Origin of the sequence: Vibrio sp. B1FLJ16, from assembly GCF_905175385.1 — a bacterium.
GTDB lineage: Bacteria > Pseudomonadota > Gammaproteobacteria > Enterobacterales > Vibrionaceae > Vibrio.
On sequence record NZ_HG992749.1, the window covers coordinates 2,460,521 to 2,480,678 of the forward strand.

The 20,158-nt window shown below is 45.0% G+C and carries 18 protein-coding genes; 6 read left to right on the top strand and 12 right to left on the bottom strand.

The features are described 5' to 3' along the window. Positions 1 to 162 precede the first annotated feature (162 nt). Entirely contained in the window at positions 163 to 1,545 is a 1,383-nt protein-coding gene (gene ffh, locus KHN79_RS11095; RefSeq protein WP_182008852.1) for a signal recognition particle protein, read from the bottom strand. Positions 1,546 to 1,757: 212 nt separating this feature from the next. Between ffh and KHN79_RS11100 the strand changes: the two genes are divergently transcribed. Together KHN79_RS11100 and KHN79_RS11105 are read left to right on the top strand one after the other, a co-directional pair. Next, complete coding sequence (locus KHN79_RS11100; RefSeq protein ID WP_182008853.1) at positions 1,758 to 2,552, top strand: inner membrane protein YpjD; 795 nt, start codon at positions 1,758 to 1,760, stop codon at positions 2,550 to 2,552. Between the two features lie 116 nt (positions 2,553 to 2,668). Beyond that, complete coding sequence (locus tag KHN79_RS11105; protein WP_182008854.1) at positions 2,669 to 3,946, top strand: CNNM domain-containing protein; 1,278 nt, start codon at positions 2,669 to 2,671, stop codon at positions 3,944 to 3,946. A gap of 72 nt (positions 3,947 to 4,018) precedes the next feature. On the opposite strand, the gene luxS is transcribed toward KHN79_RS11105, so the two are convergent. From luxS to KHN79_RS11155, 10 genes are all read right to left on the bottom strand, one after another. Further along, positions 4,019 to 4,537, bottom strand: a complete 519-nt coding sequence (luxS, locus tag KHN79_RS11110) for an S-ribosylhomocysteine lyase (protein ID WP_182008855.1) — start codon at positions 4,535 to 4,537, stop codon at positions 4,019 to 4,021. 76 nt (positions 4,538 to 4,613) lie between these two features. Beyond that, positions 4,614 to 5,219, bottom strand: coding sequence for a hypothetical protein (locus KHN79_RS11115; RefSeq protein ID WP_182008900.1), 606 nt, complete (start codon positions 5,217 to 5,219; stop codon positions 4,614 to 4,616). Positions 5,220 to 5,232: 13 nt separating this feature from the next. Further along, a complete protein-coding gene (gene gshA, locus KHN79_RS11120) occupies positions 5,233 to 6,798 on the bottom strand; it encodes a glutamate--cysteine ligase (protein ID WP_182008856.1) in 1,566 nt (521 codons plus the stop codon). Positions 6,799 to 6,954: 156 nt separating this feature from the next. Further along, on the bottom strand, positions 6,955 to 9,798 hold the full coding sequence (locus KHN79_RS11125; RefSeq protein ID WP_182008857.1) for a pitrilysin family protein: 2,844 nt from the start codon (positions 9,796 to 9,798) through the stop codon (positions 6,955 to 6,957). A 10-nt stretch (positions 9,799 to 9,808) separates the two neighbouring features. After that, the gene (locus KHN79_RS11130; RefSeq protein ID WP_182008858.1) at positions 9,809 to 10,270 is read right to left on the bottom strand and encodes a YqaA family protein; all 462 of its coding nucleotides are present in this window, start codon (positions 10,268 to 10,270) and stop codon (positions 9,809 to 9,811) included. Then, positions 10,264 to 11,214, bottom strand: coding sequence for an NADP-dependent oxidoreductase (locus KHN79_RS11135; RefSeq protein ID WP_182008859.1), 951 nt, complete (start codon positions 11,212 to 11,214; stop codon positions 10,264 to 10,266). Before KHN79_RS11135 ends, KHN79_RS11130 begins: the two co-directional genes overlap by 7 nt. 147 nt (positions 11,215 to 11,361) lie before the next feature. After that, the gene (locus tag KHN79_RS11140; RefSeq protein ID WP_182008860.1) at positions 11,362 to 12,492 is read right to left on the bottom strand and encodes a sodium ion-translocating decarboxylase subunit beta; all 1,131 of its coding nucleotides are present in this window, start codon (positions 12,490 to 12,492) and stop codon (positions 11,362 to 11,364) included. A gap of 9 nt (positions 12,493 to 12,501) precedes the next feature. Next, positions 12,502 to 14,289 (bottom strand): sodium-extruding oxaloacetate decarboxylase subunit alpha, encoded by a 1,788-nt coding sequence (oadA, locus tag KHN79_RS11145; protein ID WP_182008861.1) that lies wholly within the window; start codon positions 14,287 to 14,289, stop codon positions 12,502 to 12,504. A 31-nt stretch (positions 14,290 to 14,320) separates the two neighbouring features. Further along, positions 14,321 to 14,578, bottom strand: coding sequence for an oxaloacetate decarboxylase subunit gamma (locus tag KHN79_RS11150; protein ID WP_182008862.1), 258 nt, complete (start codon positions 14,576 to 14,578; stop codon positions 14,321 to 14,323). A gap of 424 nt (positions 14,579 to 15,002) precedes the next feature. After that, positions 15,003 to 15,644 (bottom strand): response regulator transcription factor, encoded by a 642-nt coding sequence (locus tag KHN79_RS11155; RefSeq protein WP_182008863.1) that lies wholly within the window; start codon positions 15,642 to 15,644, stop codon positions 15,003 to 15,005. 587 nt (positions 15,645 to 16,231) lie between these two features. On the opposite strand from KHN79_RS11155, the gene KHN79_RS11160 reads away from it, so the two are divergent. From KHN79_RS11160 to KHN79_RS11175, 4 genes are read left to right on the top strand one after another with little or no spacing between them, the layout of a single operon-like run. After that, complete coding sequence (locus KHN79_RS11160) at positions 16,232 to 17,449, top strand: dentin sialophosphoprotein (protein WP_211907241.1); 1,218 nt, start codon at positions 16,232 to 16,234, stop codon at positions 17,447 to 17,449. Positions 17,450 to 17,468: 19 nt separating this feature from the next. After that, a complete protein-coding gene (locus tag KHN79_RS11165) occupies positions 17,469 to 17,798 on the top strand; it encodes a carbon storage regulator (protein WP_182008865.1) in 330 nt (109 codons plus the stop codon). A gap of 5 nt (positions 17,799 to 17,803) precedes the next feature. Beyond that, the gene (locus KHN79_RS11170) at positions 17,804 to 18,481 is read left to right on the top strand and encodes a C39 family peptidase (RefSeq protein WP_182008866.1); all 678 of its coding nucleotides are present in this window, start codon (positions 17,804 to 17,806) and stop codon (positions 18,479 to 18,481) included. Between the two features lie 21 nt (positions 18,482 to 18,502). Next, a complete protein-coding gene (locus KHN79_RS11175) occupies positions 18,503 to 19,090 on the top strand; it encodes a hypothetical protein (RefSeq protein WP_244812561.1) in 588 nt (195 codons plus the stop codon). Here the strand turns inward: KHN79_RS11175 and KHN79_RS11180 are convergent. Further along, entirely contained in the window at positions 19,087 to 20,079 is a 993-nt protein-coding gene (locus KHN79_RS11180) for a transporter (RefSeq protein WP_182008867.1), read from the bottom strand. The two genes, KHN79_RS11175 and KHN79_RS11180, sit on opposite strands and share 4 nt — an antisense overlap. Positions 20,080 to 20,158 lie beyond the last annotated feature (79 nt).

The following is a 20,158-nucleotide window of genomic DNA, read 5'->3' on the forward strand; positions in this document are numbered from 1 at the left end:
CAGTAATCTGAACAATCTGGGGTCTCGTGCCAAAATAAAGCTCCGGAATTTTACTCTTATACCGGAGCAATGCAAGGGGTTTAGTTACTTTTTCACCAACATAAATCGAATTTAAAGTTTGTGATGTAGCTAACACCCTGAATCTAAAGTACGCGCAATCGATTAACGACCGAATGGGTTGAAGCCACCGCCTCCGCCCATACCACCCATCATGCCCTGCATATTACGCATCATGCCTTTCATGCCGCCTTTCTGCATTTTCTTCATCATCTTCTGCATCTGGGTGAATTGTTTTAGAAGGCGGTTAACATCCTGTACCTGTACACCCGAACCAGCCGCGATACGCTTCTTACGCGAACCTTTGATGATTTCCGGACGCTGACGCTCTTTCATTGTCATCGAGCTGATGATCGCTTCCATCTGCTTGAACATCTTGTCATCAACTTTATCTTTGACATTGTCAGGTAGCTGAGACATGCCTGGAAGTTTATCCATCATGCCCATCATGCCGCCCATGTTCTGCATCTGGCCTAGTTGCTCACGGAAGTCTTCTAAATCGAAGCCTTTCTTCTCTTTGAACTTCTTAGCAAGCTTCTCAGCTTTTTCCTGGTCTACGTTACGTTGCAGGTCTTCAATCAAAGACAGAACGTCGCCCATGCCAAGAATACGTGATGCTACACGGTCTGGGTGGAATGGTTCTAGTGCGTCAGTTTTCTCACCAACACCTAAGAACTTAATTGGCTTGCCCGTGATATGACGAACTGACAGCGCCGCACCACCACGCGCGTCACCATCAACCTTGGTAAGAATCACACCAGTAAGTGGCAGTGCATCACCAAAGGCTTTCGCAGTGTTCGCCGCATCCTGACCGGTCATTGCATCGACAACAAACAGTGTCTCTACCGGATTGATAGCTGAGTGAAGATCTTTAATCTCACCCATCATCTCTTCATCAATCGCTAAACGACCTGCGGTATCGACAATCAATACGTCATAGAATTTTTTCTTCGCATGGTCGATTGCTGCGTTCGCAATATCGATAGGCTTTTGATCTGGAGACGAAGGGAAGAAATCGACACCGATGTCTGATGCTAACGTTTCCAGCTGTTTGATCGCCGCAGGACGGTAAACGTCGGCAGACACTACCAAGACTTTCTTTTTATCACGCTCTTTTAAAAGCTTAGAAAGTTTACCTACCGATGTAGTTTTACCCGCACCTTGCAGACCGGCCATCAATAACACTGCTGGCGGCTGTGCTGCTAGATTAAGTGCTTCGTTAGACTCACCCATTACCGCTTCAAGCTCAGTCTGAACGATCTTGATGAACTCTTGACCCGGCGTCAGTGATTTAGAAACTTCTACACCAACCGCTTTTTCTTTAACGCGGTTCACGAACTCACGAACAACAGGAAGCGCAACATCTGCTTCCAAAAGTGCCATGCGCACTTCACGTAGGGTTTCTTTAATGTTGTCTTCTGTCAGACGACCTTTACCGCTGATATTTTTCAGCGTTTTGGATAATCGATCCGTTAAATTCTCAAACATTTTTGTCTCTTCGCTAAAATGGCGATTAATTAGAGTGAGTATACCTTAGCCAAGGTCACAGTCATACCCGTACCGCAGCTCTATTGCTATATGATGGGCTAACTTATTAATTTCAATGTCTCATCTATCACGATTGTTATTACATAGAACGTAGCCCCAAAGAGTAATGCAGGGTATAATTTCGCTATTGTGCACAACAACATTTAGGATTCATGGATAGCGTAATTGCCATCGCGGCCGCCATTCTTTACGTTCTGGCGATTGCGACCATCATACCTGGGCTTTCACACCAGTCAGTTATTAAGGCAAATACTGTATTTGCCAGCGCTGCCTGCGCGCTTGTGTTTCACGCCTGGCTGTTGAGTGATTTGATTCTCGATGGTTCTGGTCAGAATCTCAGTATTCTTAACGTTGCTTCTCTAATTAGCTTTATTATCTCTCTGGTAATGAGTGTCGCAATGTTAAAAAACCGGCTATGGTTCTTACTGCCTGTCGTTTACAGCTTTGCTACCATAAACTTGACCGCTGCAACATTTCTTCCAAGCACATTCATCAAACATCTGGAAACCGATCCAAAGCTACTTATTCATATTTCCTTAGCGCTGTTTTCCTACGCCACATTAACTATTGGGGCTCTTTACGCACTACAGCTTGCCTGGCTCGATAGCAAACTGAAAGCCAAAAAGGCGTTAGCGATAAATCCTAATTTGCCCCCCTTGCTAATGGTCGAGCGCCAATTATTTAAAATCATTTTAATTGGTAACTTACTGCTAACTGCTACGCTAATTACAGGCTATGTATTTGTTCACGATATGTTTGCACAGGGAAAAGCACACAAGGCAATTCTTTCTTTTATCGCCTGGGTAGTTTATTCGATATTGCTCTGGGGACATTACAAACAGGGTTGGCGCGGAAGAAAAGTAACGTGGTTTGCAGTTGCAGGGGCAACTTTGTTGACACTGGCGTATTTTGGTAGCCGCTTTGTCAGAGAGATCATTTTAAGCTAACGCCAATAAGATCCCTTTATATTCAAAGAGAAATCAAATACAGTACCAACATTCTATGATTTAGCAGCTTTATAAAGCTATTAAAAAGACAAAAACTTACAAGGAACAGCAACGTTTTGGACGACATATCTACGGGTATCTTATTTGCGCTACTCGCGTGTCTTATCGTCATATCAGGTTACTTTTCCGGTTCAGAAACAGGGATGATGTCGCTGAACCGTTATCGCTTAAAGCACTTAGCCAAAAATGGCCACAAAGGTGCCAAGCGTGTTGAAAAACTATTGGATCGTCCAGATCGTCTGATTGGTCTTATTCTTATCGGCAACAACCTCGTGAATATTCTCGCTTCTGCGATCGCGACCATTATCGGTATGCGCTTGTATGGGGATATGGGGGTTGCGATTGCAACCGGTGCTCTGACTATGGTTGTACTGGTATTTGCCGAGGTCACACCAAAAACTATCGCTGCTCTATACCCAGAGCGCGTATCTTATGCCAGCAGCATCTTGTTATCTATTCTGATGAAGGTGCTTTCTCCGCTGGTACTGTTAGTTAACTTCATTACCAATGGCTTTATTCGCTTGCTTGGCGTTAAAGCGGATCACACTGTAGAAGATCACCTTAGTTCAGAAGAACTGCGTACAGTAGTTAACGAAGCAGGTGGTCTTATCCCTCGCCGTCACCAGGATATGCTGGTCTCCATTCTGGATCTGGAGCATGTCACCGTAAACGACATTATGGTGCCACGTAACGAAATTACCGGTATCGACATCAATGACGACTGGAAATCCATTGTTCGCCAATTGACGCACTCTCCACACGGACGCATCGTCTTTTACCGGGATCAGATCGATGAAGTTGTCGGCATGCTCCGTTTGCGCGAGGCATACCGCCTAATGCTCGAGAAGAATGAATTCAATAAAGAGACGCTGCTACGTGCTGCCGATGAAGTGTATTACATTCCGGAAGGCACACCGCTCAACGTACAGATGTTGAAATTCCAACGTAACAAGCAGCGTATTGGCCTTATTGTTGACGAATATGGCGATATTATTGGCTTAATAACATTAGAAGACATTCTGGAAGAGATCATCGGTGAATTTACGACGTCAATCTCGCCAAGCTTATCCGATGAAATCAGCCCGCAAGGCGATGGCAGCTTCTTGATTGAAGGCAGCACAAACATTCGTGATATCAACAAAGGTCTAAAATGGCATCTGCCAACTGACGGCCCCAGAACGCTTAACGGGTTAATCCTAGAACATTTAGAACATATTCCCGAGAGTCACCTTAGCGTGCACGTATCCGGACACCCGATGGAGATCGTCGAGATTGAGGAAAACCGAATTAAATTAGTTCGTGTTTTTCCAAAAAAGAAAAAGAGCAGTAACTAACACATCAATGAACAAAAAAGAGCCTGACAATGTCAGGCTCTTTTTGAATAACTTTGAAAAACTAAAATAAACTTAATCGATGCGTAGCTCTTTCAGCATTGATTCTGGCAAAGCCAATTCATCGTTTTTATTCACTGACACACCTGCATCAAGAATATTTTTCGCAATTTGCTTGGCTTCATCTAGTGAGTGCATCGCAGCCGTACCACACTGGTATTCATTAAGCTCTGGAATTTTATTCTGGCTTTCTACTTTCAGCACATCTTCCATCGAAGCAATCCAGGCATCAGCGACTTGCTGCTCTGAAGGCGTACCAATCAGACTCATGTAAAAACCGGTACGACATCCCATCGGAGAGATATCAATGATCTCTACACTATCGCCATTTAGGTGATTACGCATAAAGCCCGCATACAGGTGCTCTAATGTATGAATACCTTTCTCCGACAGAATATCTTTATTTGGTGCCGTAAAGCGCAAATCAAACACTGTAATCGTGTCCCCTTTTGGGGTTTGCATGGTTTTCGCAACTCGCACCGCTGGTGCGCTCATACGTGTGTGGTCCACGGTAAAACTATCGAGTAAAGGCATTACATCTCTCCTGATTGTAATTCCAACACCTGTCGGTATTGATTGTTATGTTCATTTCCCTACTAAACGAATAGGGTTAAAAGAACCAGCCGCTGTTGTCTTCTAATTCCTGACGACATTGTTTTAGCTGCCAGCCATAATTCTTTGCGGTTTGCTCTACGCGTCTTGCAACTTTCACTAAACTTGGCTTTCTCTTATAAGTACCGCGTTTATAACCACCTCTCCCTTCATGATAGGCGAGATACTGGTTATAGGGATCCCATAAAGAAATGCCAAGCTGGCGACGGGTCTCATGGGTATACCAACCGACAAACATCACAGAGTCGTCAAAGTTAGTACGTGATCCACCGTGCCCCGTTGAATTCTGAAAATCATCCCAGGCGGGATCTTGCGCTTGAGCGTAACCATACGCACTGCTGACTCGTCCCCAGGGGATAAAACCAAGCACGTAATCTTTGGGCGGTTTCGCGTCGTGGCGGTAGCTACTCTCTTGCTTGATAAAGGCCATCGCGACATGGATCGGAGTGCCCCACTCCTCTTCCATATCTTTAGCGTCATCATACCAGCCAGATTTTTCTCGGAATATCTCACAGAGATTCTCTTGCTGCTTTGGTGGTGCTGTTGCACACCCAGCGAGCAACGCACTGCCTAACAGAGAAACGACTACAGGCTTAGTATTCAATTCCACCCAGTCCTTACTTTAAGTAAGCAAAATAGTCTTTCAGGAAGTCGTCAAAACCCAATGTATCACTTAGCTCTGCTTTCTTCTGCTTTTCGACTGAATCTGCAACTTCCTGTTCCATTACCTCTTGCGAGTAGTATTGGTAACTGTGGTTGAGGTTGTCTTCACGATGCTTCATTCCCAGCGAACAACCTACTTTGCCTAAGCCCCCTAACTCTTTGGTTAGCTCCAGCAACTGCCCGGAAATAGTCAACTCAGGGTTATCTATCCAAGTTGCCAGTTTATCGCAAACCTCCTGATAAGCACGCTCCCCAATAGCTGCATCCATCGCTTCAGCAATTTGACGAAGCTCTGCAAATACTCGGTGTGCCCAGTCTTGCAGAGACAGGCGTTCACCCTGACAGCCTATCTGAAGCATCAGACCTTTTTCTCGGCCTGATATAATGACTTTATTCCAGTTATCACGCCAACATTCTAATTCACAATTATCCATCGGGTCAGAATCAGATAAAGCTGCCCAAGTCAGGAACAGATCAAGGAAGCGAACCTGCTCTTGTGTAATCCCTACAGAACTGAACGGGTTCACGTCCAGAGAGCGGACTTCAATATACTCAACGCCGGCACGGCTTAAAGCTTGTGATGGTTTCTCGCCACTTTTCGCCACACGTTTCGGACGAATAGGTGCATACAGCTCATTTTCAATTTGAAGGATATTCGAGTTAAGCTGGCGATGTTCGCCATCTACTTTCACACCGATTTTAGCGAACTCTTCAGATGGTCGATGAATAGCGTCATTCAAGCCTTCCAGGTACTGGTCAATACTATTGAAACCGATCTTTAACGAACTTTGCGCACTATTGGTGTAGCCAAGATCACTCAGTCTCAGCGATGTCGATTTTGGCAGGTATAGTGTTCCACCTATATTCTCAAACGGTAAATTCGTTTTACGACCTTGAATAAAAGAACCACATAATGCCGGAGACGCTCCAAAGAAGTACGGGATCATCCAGCCAAAGCGGTAGTAATTGCGGATAAGAGCGAAATAAGCGTCAGACTTTGTTTCCTGACGAGCTTTATCATCTTGCTCGCCATACAGCGCATCCCAAAATGACTCAGGAAATGAGAAGTTGAAATGCACGCCCGAGATGATTTGCATCAAACTGCCGTAACGGCGCTTTAGCCCTTCTCGGTATAACGTTTTCATGCGCGCAGAATTAGAACTGCCGTACTGAGCAAGGTTGATATCATCTTCACTGCCAACGTAGCAAGGCATAGAAAGAGGCCACATCTTCTCATCACCCATTTTCGTCTGAGTAAAATGATGTATGTCTTTCAGTTGCGCCATAAGCTCTGGAATATCATGAGAAACCGGAGTAATGAATTCTAATAATGACTCAGAGAAATCAGTGGTGATCCACTGGTTCGTGAACGCTGACCCCAGCCCCTCTGGATGAGACGAGGTTGCAAGACGTCCATCCTGACAATAGCGCAAAGTTTCTCGCTCAACACCACGTCCAAACTGCTTGAATACTTCGGGGTTTGATGCAACTTTTTCCAGTCGCGCAGCAAAATCAGTCAAAATGAGGTTCGCTTATATTAGGAGCAGGACACTTATCCATTAAGACAAGTGAAAGCTAAGTTATTGATTATTTATTCATCTAGATAAGTGCCCCTTAAAAAGTCACTTATCTGGATGAATAGCGGAGAGAGAACTCTCCGCTATTAGATATGTACTCTATCGAATGATTTCAAGCTCTTCTACGTCTTTCCCTAACTTTTCTAGCTCAGGACGAAGTGATTTCGCATCCCCGACAACGACGATTTGATAGTCACTTGGATCAAACCATTTTTGTGCCAGAGAGTTTAGTGTTTGCTTATCCACTTTTTCGACAATAGCATTTCGCTGTTGAAGATAGTCTTTATCCAGGTTGTATTCAAAAATATTACTGATGAGCGCCGCCTTTTGGGTCGGAGTCTCATACTTCAGTGCATCTTTTTGTCCGACAGCCTGACGCATAAAAGTCAGTTCATCATCAGTCATACCAGATTGAGAGAACTCATTCAGTTCATTTTCTATCTCTATGATAGAAGCAACCGTTGAATCCGCACGTACCTGGGCAGTAAATACCACTGAGCCCGTCTCAGGGCTACCGGAAAAGTAACCATAGGCACCATATGTGTAACCTTTGTCTTCACGCAGGTTTTGGTTAATACGGCTGTTGAAGTTACCTGATAAGTTAAAGTTCGACAGCTGGCCAAGGAAAAACTCCCCAGTCGCATCGTATGGTATCCCCTGACGAACCATCATAACAACACTTTGTGGTGCACCCGGCTTATCAACAAGATGAATTTTTTGTTTACCTAACTCGGGGATAGTTTGCGGTACATACTTCGGAGCCGCTTCATCCTGCCAGTTCGCCCAGAATGCCAGTTTATTCTCGATATCCTGCTTACTAACATCGCCTACAACCGCGATCTGAGCGCCATGCGGCGTGTAGTGTGACGCGTAGAAGTCACGAACGTCATTTAAGGTAAGTGCTTTCATTCCGGACATAGTACCGTCTTTAGGACGAGCGAATGCCGAATCTCCGTAAAGTACCTGGCGGCTAGCTTGTGAAGCCATCCAGCTCGGGCTTTGATGCTCATACACCAACCCTTCCAGAGCCTGTTCTTTGACGCGGTCAAAATCTTCTTGCTTGAACGCTGGTGATAACAACATTTCTTCAACGATCTTCAGGGTTGGCTCTAAGTTTTTCTCTAGGGCTGAAACACTGATGTTTGTCGTGTAACCAGACGCACCGACAGATATCGAGCTTCCTAGCTTATCCAGCTCAGCATGGATTTCTTCCATACTGCGCTTGGTTGTGCCTTCCTGAAGCATTGAGGCAGTTAATTGCGCCAATCCTTCTTTACCTTTCTCAACATAGCGTGTACCAGCAGGCAGACTGAATTGCATCATAACGGTTGGCGTTTCACTGCTCACAGTGCCTAAAAGTTCAGAACCATTGTCAAACTGAACTTCATACAAATCAGGCATCGTTGCTTTTACCGGCTCACCAACAGGTGGCTGTACGGAACGATCAAAGTCGTCAGTGGCAACACGATAAGCAAGTTGATCATCAGTAATCTTTTTATATTCTGGCAACGTGCGTTCTGGTGTCACGAACGTCGCAGACTTGACCGCCAGATTTGTTTTTCCGGTTGGTACAACGCTTAAGGTTACCTTAGATTTACCCTGAATAAAGTCTTGATAGACTTTATCGACTGAGTCTGGCGTTACCGCACGAATTTGCTCCAGCTGTTTCTCAATCAAGTCCGGCTGGCCAAAGAAGGTCTCATTAGATGCTAGCTGTGTCACTTTACCCTGAACACTTTCCAGAGCAAAAATCGCATCTGCTTCAGCTTTACCTGTTAGCTGCTCAAGACGCTCGTTTGTTACACCCTGTTCGGAAAACTGAGTCAAAGACTGCATGACTTCATCATAAAGCTTAGAGAGGTCACCCTTACTACCAGAATCTCCCATCGCATAAACATAGAAAGCACAAGCCAGCTCAGAACAACTATGGAATGAGCCTGCATCCACAGCCTTCTGGGTTTTGACAAGATCTTGGTACAACATGCTATTAGTGCCACCACCAAGAACTTCAGCTAAGGTATCAAGTGACGCCTGGCTCTCTTCGCCACTGTAAGTGGTTGGCCATGCGATCATCACCATTGGCTGCTGAATTCGGTCTTCTAAAGTAATGAATTTACTTTCGCTCAGTTTAGCAGGCTGCTTTGGTGCGTTTTCTACTTCGGGGCCACGCGGGATTGAGCCGAAGTACTTATTGATCCAGTTCAGAGTCTGCTCAACATCAAGATCACCACCTATAGTCAGGGTCGCGTTATTCGGTCCGTACCAGCGTAGGAAGAAAGCTTTAAGATCGTTCACATCAACGCGATCTAAGTCTTCCACATACCCAATGGTTTGCCATGAATAAGGGTGACCTTCTGGATATAGCGCTTCAGATATACGCTCCCAGACCAGCCCATAAGGGCGATTATCATAACGTTGGGCACGTTCGTTTTTAACCGTTGAGCGCTGAATCTCAAACTTATGCTGCGACACCGCATCAAGCAGGAATCCCATGCGATCGGACTCCAGCCAGAGCATTTTTTCTAGTTGATTAGCAGGTACGGTTTCAAAGTAATTCGTACGGTCTCGGTTGGTCGTGCCATTTAACGTACCACCAGCCTCAGTAATGATTTTGAAATGCTCTTGATCACCTACGTTCTCAGAGCCCTGGAACATCATGTGCTCAAAGAAGTGCGCGAATCCAGACTTACCGATTTCTTCACGAGCAGAGCCAACATGGTAAGTCACATCCACATGAACCAGCGGGTCGGAGTCTTCTGGCGCCAGAATGACGGTCAGCCCATTATCAAGTTTATATTTCTGGTATGGGATTTTAACTTTGCCTTCTTCTGCTTTTGATGATTCAACGAAAGTGACCCCGTCAGGCAGCGATGAAACCGGGGCTTGTGATGCACAGCCCGTGATCACAATAAGTGAGCACGCGCCAACCCAAAACATTCTCATGTACTTTTCCTTAAAATAATCCGAGATAGATGGCGGCCAGAAGGCTATATCTAGCGGCCTTTCCAAAAAATATGAGTATTAGACATGGCAGAAATTTCATCCTTAACCATCCTGCCGCTAAACACAACGGATCACCCACAACAGGTAACCAGCTGAAAAATAAAGCCCAGTAACCATATTTAGATAGCCAATTTAACGCCATGTGGCCATGTTTGTCTTGCTGGGTTTTATTTGGAATCCATAATCCAAGCCAGTAGTTAGTTAAACCACCTAAAGTATTGCCTATTGTGGCGACGAGAATTACGGAAGAGATGGAATATTGATTTAAAGAGAGTGTGGCAATCAAGCCTGCCTCAGAGCCACCCGGTAACAAGGTGGCACTGAGAAAGCCAGTCATGAAAAGCACCCACAATGCGGAATCAGAAAACCAGTGTGCTAAGTTTTCAAAACTGGCATTGAATGCTTCTAGCATGTCATATCAAGCAATACCTTGCCTCTGGTTCGCCCAGATTCCACTTGTTCGTGCGCTGCGATAACTTCATTCATCGGGTAGATGTGTTGCACCTCTGGCTTTAGTAATCCGACATCAGCCATATACATCAAAGAGTCTAGCTGCTCCGGTGCAGGCTCAACTAACATGCCACTTGCTTCTATACCTAACTGTTTCGCCTGATCACAAATCATTTCGGCGGTAATCGTCGGCACGGTGATAACTCGTGCGCTAGGTTTTAAACATTTGAGAGCGTCCAGCGCAGCATCGCCACCTACTAAATCAATCAAAACATCTATATCTTCAACACGTTCTGACACTGGCCCTAACTGATAGTTCACTGCATGCACGCCAAATGACGAGAGAAAATCCACATTTCGTTCGCTGCAAGTTGTAAAGACTTCCGCTTTGCTTGCTACTGCCAGTTGCACTGCGATATGCCCTACGCCACCAGCCCCGGCAAGAATTAGCACACGATCACTCTCGGTGACATTGGCTTTACTCAAGGCCTGAACTGCTGTTTGGCCAGCGAGAGGAAGTACGGCTGCAGAATCTAACGTTACATTACTTGGAACGTGGCTTAGCTCTGATTCAGGTACGCACACATACTGACTGTAACCACCACCTTTTACCGGGAAGCCAATAAAACCAGCCACTTTATCTCCGACAGCAAATTGGGATGTCTGCTCACCACAGGAGACGACCTCTCCGGAAATGTCATAACCCGGAACCCACGGTAACTTGTCTTTATTCTGAGCAGCAGCCCAACCAAGCCCGGCTCGCGTCTTTACATCGATAGGGTTCACACCAGAGAAAAAGACTTTAACCAAGACTTCTCCTACTTTTGGTGTTGGTGTCGGTGCATGTTGAACTGCAAGTACGTTTACGTCGCCAAATTCAGTGATGACAATCTGTTTATGATCCATAACCCATTTCCTTAGAGATAAAAAAAGGGATGCCGAAGCATCCCTTTGACTATAAACCATTTTGTTTGATGAAGTTAATGGCTGCTACGTATTTTAGTGGATAATTTTATCTCCAGCACAAACGTAGGATTTACGTGTTACAAAGATCTACCCTACCAAGGCAAGGAGGATACCAGCAGCAACTGCCGAACCAAGAACACCAGCCACATTTGGCCCCATAGCATGCATCAACAAGAAGTTTTGCGGGTTTGCATCCAAGCCAACCTTATTTACTACCCGTGCTGCCATCGGCACTGCAGATACACCAGCAGCACCAATCAGCGGGTTGATGTCTTCTTTCGAGAACTTGTTCAGCAACTTCGCCATCAGAACCCCCGCTGCGGTACCAATACTAAATGCTACCGCACCCAGAGCTAAGATACCCAGCGTTTCTAAGTTCAAGAACTTATCAGCCTGTAGCTTAGAACCAACACCTAGACCGAGGAAGATCGTAACCATATTGATAAGCTCGTTCTGTGCTGTTTTCGACAGACGATCCACAACACCCGCTTCACGCATCAAGTTACCAAGACAGAACATCCCGACTAATGGCGTCGCTGAAGGTAAGAACAGAATGGTCATCAGGAGTACAGCGAGCGGGAAAATAACCTTTTCCCATTTACCCACATGGCGCAGTTGAGCCATTTTTACCTGACGCTCTTCTTTCGTCGTCAAAGCCTTCATGATTGGTGGTTGGATAATCGGTACCAGCGCCATATAACTGTACGCAGCTACTGCAATAGCACCAAGCAGATCCGGAGACAGTTTACTTGCCAGGAAAATAGCTGTCGGACCATCAGCGCCACCGATAATCGCGATTGACGATGCATCGGCCATGCTAAATTCCATGCCCGGTACATAGTTCAGTAAAATCGCGCCAAACAGCGTTGCAAAAATACCAAATTGCGCAGCGGCACCTAACCAAAGCGTTTTTGGATTCGCAATCAGAGCTCCGAAGTCCGTCATCGCACCAACGCCCATAAAGATCAATAGCGGGAAAACGCCCGTCTCGATCCCGATGTAATACACGTAGTACAACAAACCACCCGGCTCAGTGAAGCCAGCGTTGGGAATGTTAGCCAAAATAGCGCCAAACCCGATAGGAAGTAGAAGCAAGGGTTCAAAGCCCTTTCTGATCGCTAAGAACAGCAGAGTACAACCGACCAGCATCATACAAATTTGGCCAAACTCAAAGTTAGCGATCCCTGTCTCTGACCACAGGGTCATCAATCCGTCCATGATACTCCCTTACGCCAGGCTAAGAAGAGGAGAACCGACGGTCACGGCATCACCTTCTTTAACGTTCAACTCCTGAACGATACCACCACGAGCAGCACGTACTTCTGTTTCCATCTTCATCGCTTCAAGGATCAGCAAGACATCCCCCTCAGCAACCTCAGCGCCCAGCTGAACATTAACTTTAAAGATGTTGCCTGCAAGAGGTGCTGGTACCAGTTCAGCGGAAGCGCTCACTGGCGCAGCAGGAGCTGTCTGTTTTGCTGGTGCAGATGATGGTGTTACAGATGTCAGCTCACCTTGCGGGCCAACTTCCACATCATAAACCTGGCCATCAACACGAACGCTGTAAGTTTCTACACCACCAGCAGCCTGAGCTACAGGCGCAGTTGCCGCAGGTTTCGCTGCTTCTATAGTAGGAGCTGGTTCAAAGGCTTCCGGATTGCCTCTGTTTTTCAGGAACTTCAGGCCAACTTGAGGGAACAGTGCATACGTCAGTACATCATCAACTCGCTCACTTGCCAGCTTAATACCTTCTGCCTGTGCTTTGTCCATCAAATCAACCGTCAGCGTCTCCATTTCAGCTTCGAGCAGATCGGCCGGACGACACGTGATCGGCTCTTTACCTTCAAGCACTTTAGCTTGCAGCTCAGCATTGACAGCAGCAGGGGCCTCACCATATTCACCTTTCAACAGACCTGCTGTTTCTTTGGTTATGCTCTTATAGCGCTCGCCGGTAAGAACATTGATCACAGCCTGAGTACCAACGATTTGTGATGTCGGAGTCACCAATGGAATAAAGCCAAGATCTTCACGAACGCGAGGGATCTCTTCTAACACTTCATCAATACGATCAGCAGCACCTTGCTCTTTAAGCTGACCTTCCATGTTAGTTAACATTCCACCTGGAACCTGAGCAATCAAAATACGTGAGTCTACACCTTTCAACTGCCCTTCCCACTTGGCATATTTCTTACGAACCTCACGGAAGTAAGCGGCAATTGGCTCAATCTCTTCCAGTTTCAAGTTGGTATCACGCTCAGTCCCTTGCAGCATTGCAACCACAGTTTCTGTTGGGGTGTGACCGTAAGTGCTGCTCATGGATGAAATGGCAGTATCAAGAATGTCTATACCCGCTTCAACTGCTTTCACAGCCGTAGCCGTGGACAGACCGGTTGTAGCATGACAGTGCAGTGCCAGCGGAACATCACAAGAAGCTTTAATGCGTGTGATTAACTCTTCCGCTTCGTACGGCTTCAACAGACCTGACATATCTTTAATACATAAAGAGTGACAACCTAAATCTTCAAGTCGTTTCGCTAAGTCAACCCAGGTATCAGCATTATGTACAGGGCTGGTTGTGTAAGACAGCGTACCCTGGGCGTGAGCACCAACATCCACTGTTGCTTTCACGGCCTTCTGGAAGTTCCGCACGTCATTCATAGCATCAAAAATACGGAAAACATCCATACCGTTTGCATGGGCACGTTCAACAAACTTCTCTACTACATCGTCGGCATAATGGCGGTATCCTAAAAGGTTTTGACCACGCAGTAGCATTTGCATCGGTGTATTAGGCATCGCTTTCTTCAGCTCTCGTAAGCGCTCCCAAGGATCTTCCCCTAGGAATCGAATACAAGAGTCAAAGGTTGCTCCACCCCAAGTCTCTAAAGACCAGTATCCAATCTTATCCAGTTCAGCTGCAATCGGCAGCATATCTTCAATACGCATGCGCGTAGCAAACAATGATTGATGGGCATCTCGAAGAACCACATCAGTAATAGCTAGTGGTTTAGACATACTATTAAACTCCTTTTTAATCCTATTTCGGCTACTTGACGACAGAGGCGCGATGTTTATGAATCGCAGCTGAGATCGCCGCCACGACTTGTGGACTAACAGCTGAAGAGGTTGATTGAATATTTGTTTTTGTTTTAGGTGCAGCGATCGGCTCTAGTACTTCTTCTGGCACTAGTTTCGACATTAGCCGAACGAGATATACAAGAATTGTGAGGAAAATAAATACGACCGCCATCCCCGTAATCATGAGGGTGGCCGCATCTACTAGCAGGCTTCCTATATTAATCATGTTGCTTCCTTTCTTTGTCATCCTGACAAATGCAGAACTTTATTAGTGATAAATCCCGACCAATGGATTATCTCGATTGGTTAAATTTTGTCAATTTTGTTTAAGGAAGGTTGGTATAAACCCCTACGAATGATCATTTATTCACCACCCAGGTCACACTTCGCGTGCAAGCTGTAGGAAAAAGTCACTGATTAATCCGTAGTCAGGGTAGTAGAAAGAGTGTGTGAAAATTGCGATTAAGGTTTAAAAAAGAGACACAAAACAATTAAATAACATTAAAAAAACAATCTGTTATCAACTAATGAATGGAATACGAAATCGTTAGACGGAGTATAAGAACCCACCTCAATGACAGTTCGTTCTTTTGAGACAGGCTCCGATCGGCGTAGCAGAAAGAATCCAATTATATTAATAGCTTAATTCTCTACTGAGCGGTTAGCCTCCCATCCACCTTCGTCATTTTTATTGCATCATGCCGAGAATGAACATCGAGCTTTTTGTAAAGCTTGTAGATATGGCTCTTTACCGTACTCTCAGATAAAAACAGCTGGGATGCTATCTGCTGATTTGAAATACCATGAGCGAGTAATTCTAATATCTGACGTTCACGACTGGTAAGGTCATCATAGTCGCGATCTTGTACCATGCTTGAGTGTCGGTAGTGGCAGACCATTCTTTCTAAATAAACTCTTGGTAACCATAAACCTCCGTCTAATATGTACTCGACCCCCTCAGTTATATGAGCGACTGATGCGTTTTTCAGAAGAACTCCTTTTAGGAGCTTCCATTTAAAAAGATCAGTCTGTATTGATCCCGTTGGTACATTGTGAATCAATAAAGGCCAATCGAACAAATCAAAAGCGGGTAAAGTCCCTCGAGACTCATGCTGACGCATAAAATCATATTCAACAAAAACTAGGTCAACAGTTAAAGTGTGACTACGGCATACAACCTCTTCTGGCAATAAGGTTTGTACATTAACATTTGGAATAGACGACAGTTGCTTCTCGATCAAACTGCTTTGGAGACTTTTTTCCGCAAGCAAGATAACGTGCTTGGTTCTCATTCTTTTCACCATTTTTACTGCCCCCAGTTATTGATTACTGCATATCAGGGCGGTACCTCGAGTGATTTGTAAACTTGAGCGTATTTGTAATAGGAAAAATATAGCAGCTGAGTATGAGAACAAGGTTTCTTATTGAAAAGAATTTACCTTACAAGGTACTAATAAACTCAGCAACCCAACTAGAAACAATCTATAAACAAACCTTTAACACGCTGTTTTTAAAGCTACCCTTGTAAAAACAAATTAAAACTCATATCAGTCAGCCTCACTCCGAGTAGTTAATTTATACTTTCGCTTCATACTAATTAATCCTTTAGATAGCTTTTATTTCATACTCGTTGGGTACTTCTGCTCTCAAGCCGATTAACTTAATGATTACAAATTATTTTTTAAGATGTTACCGAAATGTCTTAAATTCTCCCCTCTGTCTACCGTCAATATTCTCACTAGTAAGAATTTCAAGCAGTGATCCTTTCTTATAATTTCAGCGCTTCTCGTACTCCTTTCGAACAATTAAGGAGACGCCAAGAAGTAACACATGAGAGCAGTACACTTTTTAAGGACTAACCGGAAACGGAGTACAAACCATGAGTTTCAGAAAAACAGGGCTAGCAATTGCAGTAACCACCCTTCTGTTAAGTGGCTACGCATTTGCAGATAACAATGTTGGAGATGGCGAAGGCAACAATCAATGGCAAGATAGCGCTAACAGCTCTGACAGCAGTACCACCACTACCACTACTGATAACACCAATAGCAGCGACAACTCGGACAACAGCACTACCACTGCCACTACTGACAACAGCAATAGTAGCGACAACTCGGATAACAGCACTGCCACTGCCACTACTGACAACAGCAACAGCAGCGACAACTCCGACAACAGCACTGCCACTGCTACCACTGACAACAGCAACAGTAGTGACAACTCCGACAACAGTACCGCCACTACCACCACTGACAACAGCAACAGTAGCGACAACTCGGACAACAGCACTGCCACTACCACTACTGACAACAGCAACAGTAGCGACAACTCCGACAACAGCACTGCCACTGCTACGACTGACAACAGCAATAGCAGCGACAACTCGGACAACAGCACTGCCTCTACTACTACTGACAACAGCAATAGTAGCGACAATTCGGACAACAGCACTGCCTCTACTACTACCGACAACAGCAATAGTAGCGACAACTCGGACAACAGCACTGCCTCTACTACTACTGACAACAGTAATAATAGCGACAACTCGGACAGCAGTACTTATACCGCAGATAACTCCGACAACTCTGATAACAGTGATAACTCGGATAACTCGGATAACAGTGATAATTCCGATAGCAGCACTTATACCGCAGATAACTCGGATAATTCGGACAACTCTGACAACTCCGACAACTCTAATAACTCGGATAACTCAGATAACAGCACTTACACCGCTGATAACTCTGACAACTCCGACAATTCGGATAACTCGGATAACTCGGATAACAGCACTTACACCGCAGATAACTCCGACAACTCTGATAACTCGGATAACAGCACATATACCGCAGATAGCTACAATACGATCTCAGTCGATAATGATACCGTTATTGCCAGTGCAGAACTCATGGGTGAGGTCAGCTCAACTACAGTGACTTATGCTCCAACTGAATCTGCTGAGCTTACTGTTAGCACTTATAATGAACTGTCCGGTATGGAAGGGGCTTCTGGTATTACAACAGTGGCACAAAGCTCTGGTAGTAATGCATTGATTCAACAAGCAGTCTCTACCAATGCCAATCTATTTACCGAGTAGATTAGCTTAGGAGAAAGCGATGCGTTTAGTTCTGTGTACCTTGGGTATCATAGTTGCTGTCTTCGCAAACGCTGAAGAGCTAACGTTACCTGACGAAGCGGTAAGCATTGAAGAAATGGACGAAGCAAGGGGAAGGCAAAATGTTCACATTGATCTTGATGTCATCTATGCGGAATCTGATATTCATGGTTATTCGTCAGGCAACGTTGCTAATAACACCGTAAGCGGAAACAATGTACTGTCACCAGGTGCGTTCGCAGACAGTTCCGGACTATCGAATGTTATCCAAAACACCGGTAATAACGTTCTCATCCAGAGCTCTACCGTCGTTAACCTGACACTCAAGTAGATAATATGAAGTTTAATCATAAACTTATTTGGCTGATGCTAGCAGTGTCTGCATCAGCCAATTCTTTAGAACTGCTTCCTCACCGGGCACATTACTCCGTACCAGTTAAAAGCTACAAGGAGATTGTGTTTGGGGATGTTTTTCGTCAACAATATGATTTCAGCTGCGGTTCTGCGGCTCTGGCATCATTGCTCACGTATCACTATCAAACCCCGTCCACTGAACAAGACATATTCAAAAGTATGTACGACAAAGGTGACCAAGAGAAAATCAAAGAAAAAGGTTTCTCTCTCCTGGATATGAAAAAACACTTAGCTAGTGTCGGGCTTAACTCTGATGGTTTCCAAATCGATTTACAAAAAATTCGTAAATTTGGTGTTCCGGGCATTACTCTGGTTAACTTTGACGGATATATGCACTTTGTCGTTATTCGTGGCATGAACGATCACTCTGTCATTCTTGGTGATCCATCAAGAGGGACGATGATCATGAAGTATGAAGAGTTCCAGAAGCATTATCAGGGAATTGTCTTACTGATTCGCAATGAGGCAAAAAAGGGGCGTTCCAGCTTTATAAACGACAACAAATTTGCGCTATACAATAAATCACCGGTTGAAACGGGAGTATCAAGAGACTCTCTAGGTGTGTTCAGTATTACTTTACCTGCTGCAGGCGAAAATTAGATTAGCATTAAGGCGGATAACATGTTTTTAAAAAAGCCAGTACTCATACTTTCGTTGCTAATTCCTGCGCTGATACTGCCTGTGTTAAGTGCAAACGCTGATGAGCTCAACTTAAACGAACTGGAACCTATGCCTGATAACGAACTGGCTATCTACAGGGGTGGATTTAAGGTGGCTGACGATTACACTATCAATATCGGACTGAGCATCACTGCACTTCTCAATGGAGAAAATATATTCCGTACCAATATCGCTAACTTAGTCATAGAAAATGGCAACTTAACCAATGTTTTTGCCAGTAATGACTCCTCGGATTCAGGTACCCCTCAGTTGAATCAGAGTTTAGTGAACATTATTCAAATAGGTGAAGGTAACATCATCGGAGACAATATAACGAACTCACCTCAAACTTCTGGCTCTCAGCAACCAGAAATCGTCAGCTCAGAACTACTTAATTCAAGCATTATTAATATCATTCAGAATACAACAGATAACAGCAATATTGGCCTGAATACACTTGTCGATATCGATGCCCAGGTCGACGGCGTCATTCAACAAATTCGTGCGAATCAACAACTGGAAGACGCACTGTTAAACCACTTCAACTAAAGGTTAAAAGGAACCCGGACAGTCAACTGGAAATCAGGTGAATCATCCGTTAGTCCCGCCTGGGCGCTGACATTAACCGAAGAGCGTTTACTGTAAGCGTAATTGACACCGAAACTGAATGTATCCAGCTGGAGTAGCTTGGCTTCATCAGAAGTGCTGCCATTCACTTTGCTTTTGAGGATGGTCTTGTGGCTTAATCCGAGTGAAAAAGATAAATCTGGGTTAACCGCAAACCCCATCCCCCCCGATAAAGAGATGGTGTCGCCTAAATCAACGTCAGCGTCAGTATCTCCGATCGAGACATTATCTTCCACGTTATAGATATAACTTAGGCCAGCAAACAACACCGCAGGATCCACAGGGTGGATCATTGTTATGTTAGGCTCCACGCTCCAGAAACCCGACCCCGTTGATACATCACTAAATGAAGTGCTGTCATCCCCTAGAGTGACATCATAAGGAGAACGGCCGGTATTTGATTTCACTCTGACCCCGCCAATCCAGTAGGGTGCAGAGTCGAAATTAAACTGATGCCTAACAGCTAATTCTACGTCCCCTAATCCTCCACCATCCATAGTTGTATTCACAACTTCACTGCTTCCATCCTGAATAGGACGAGTAGACACCTGATCGTTTCTGTAAACATATGGTAAGCGGACCTCCAGCTCGGTCGCGTTCGTCACACCATATCGGGCAGTTAAGCCAAGCGTCAATGTCGTACGATCAGCATCGCTCACTTCAATCCGGCCGATAATTAACGTTGGTAACACTGTGTACCCAACGACAGATACTTTGTTGGAAGAGTTTTGTGTGTAGCTGAAGGAGGAGTCAAATGACCATTGGCCTTTAGGAGTCAGTACTCCTGGCTTGTCTATAACATCACTTACTGTTTGTGCGCGCTGTGGTAAGTCATCTCCCTCAGCACCGTAGACTAATGACGAAAAACAGAGCACTCCAATGGCATGTGCAGCTAAATTCTTCCTTAACATCGTATCTCCCCTGTCAAATGACGATGTTAAAGAATTAGGCCAGATCACAGCATTTGGCAATAACATGAGGGAAATAAAT

Excerpts from the sequence above, each read along its gene's own strand:
- KHN79_RS11125 (WP_182008857.1), bottom strand. The coding sequence starts at position 9,798 with ATGAGAATGTTTTGGGTTGGCGCGTGCTCACTTATTGTGATCACGGGC.
- KHN79_RS11180 (WP_182008867.1), bottom strand. The coding sequence starts at position 20,079 with ATGTTAAGGAAGAATTTAGCTGCACATGCCATTGGAGTGCTCTGTTTT.
- luxS (WP_182008855.1), bottom strand. The coding sequence starts at position 4,537 with ATGCCTTTACTCGATAGTTTTACCGTGGACCACACACGTATGAGCGCA.
- oadA (WP_182008861.1), bottom strand. The coding sequence starts at position 14,289 with ATGTCTAAACCACTAGCTATTACTGATGTGGTTCTTCGAGATGCCCAT.
- ffh (WP_182008852.1), bottom strand. The coding sequence starts at position 1,545 with ATGTTTGAGAATTTAACGGATCGATTATCCAAAACGCTGAAAAATATC.
- KHN79_RS11150 (WP_182008862.1), bottom strand. The coding sequence starts at position 14,578 with ATGATTAATATAGGAAGCCTGCTAGTAGATGCGGCCACCCTCATGATT.
- KHN79_RS11130 (WP_182008858.1), bottom strand. The coding sequence starts at position 10,270 with ATGCTAGAAGCATTCAATGCCAGTTTTGAAAACTTAGCACACTGGTTT.
- KHN79_RS11100 (WP_182008853.1), top strand. The coding sequence starts at position 1,758 with ATGGATAGCGTAATTGCCATCGCGGCCGCCATTCTTTACGTTCTGGCG.
- KHN79_RS11175 (WP_244812561.1), top strand. The coding sequence starts at position 18,503 with ATGTTTTTAAAAAAGCCAGTACTCATACTTTCGTTGCTAATTCCTGCG.
- KHN79_RS11135 (WP_182008859.1), bottom strand. The coding sequence starts at position 11,214 with ATGGATCATAAACAGATTGTCATCACTGAATTTGGCGACGTAAACGTA.
- KHN79_RS11170 (WP_182008866.1), top strand. The coding sequence starts at position 17,804 with ATGAAGTTTAATCATAAACTTATTTGGCTGATGCTAGCAGTGTCTGCA.
- KHN79_RS11165 (WP_182008865.1), top strand. The coding sequence starts at position 17,469 with ATGCGTTTAGTTCTGTGTACCTTGGGTATCATAGTTGCTGTCTTCGCA.
- KHN79_RS11140 (WP_182008860.1), bottom strand. The coding sequence starts at position 12,492 with ATGGACGGATTGATGACCCTGTGGTCAGAGACAGGGATCGCTAACTTT.
- KHN79_RS11155 (WP_182008863.1), bottom strand. The coding sequence starts at position 15,644 with ATGAGAACCAAGCACGTTATCTTGCTTGCGGAAAAAAGTCTCCAAAGC.
- KHN79_RS11160 (WP_211907241.1), top strand. The coding sequence starts at position 16,232 with ATGAGTTTCAGAAAAACAGGGCTAGCAATTGCAGTAACCACCCTTCTG.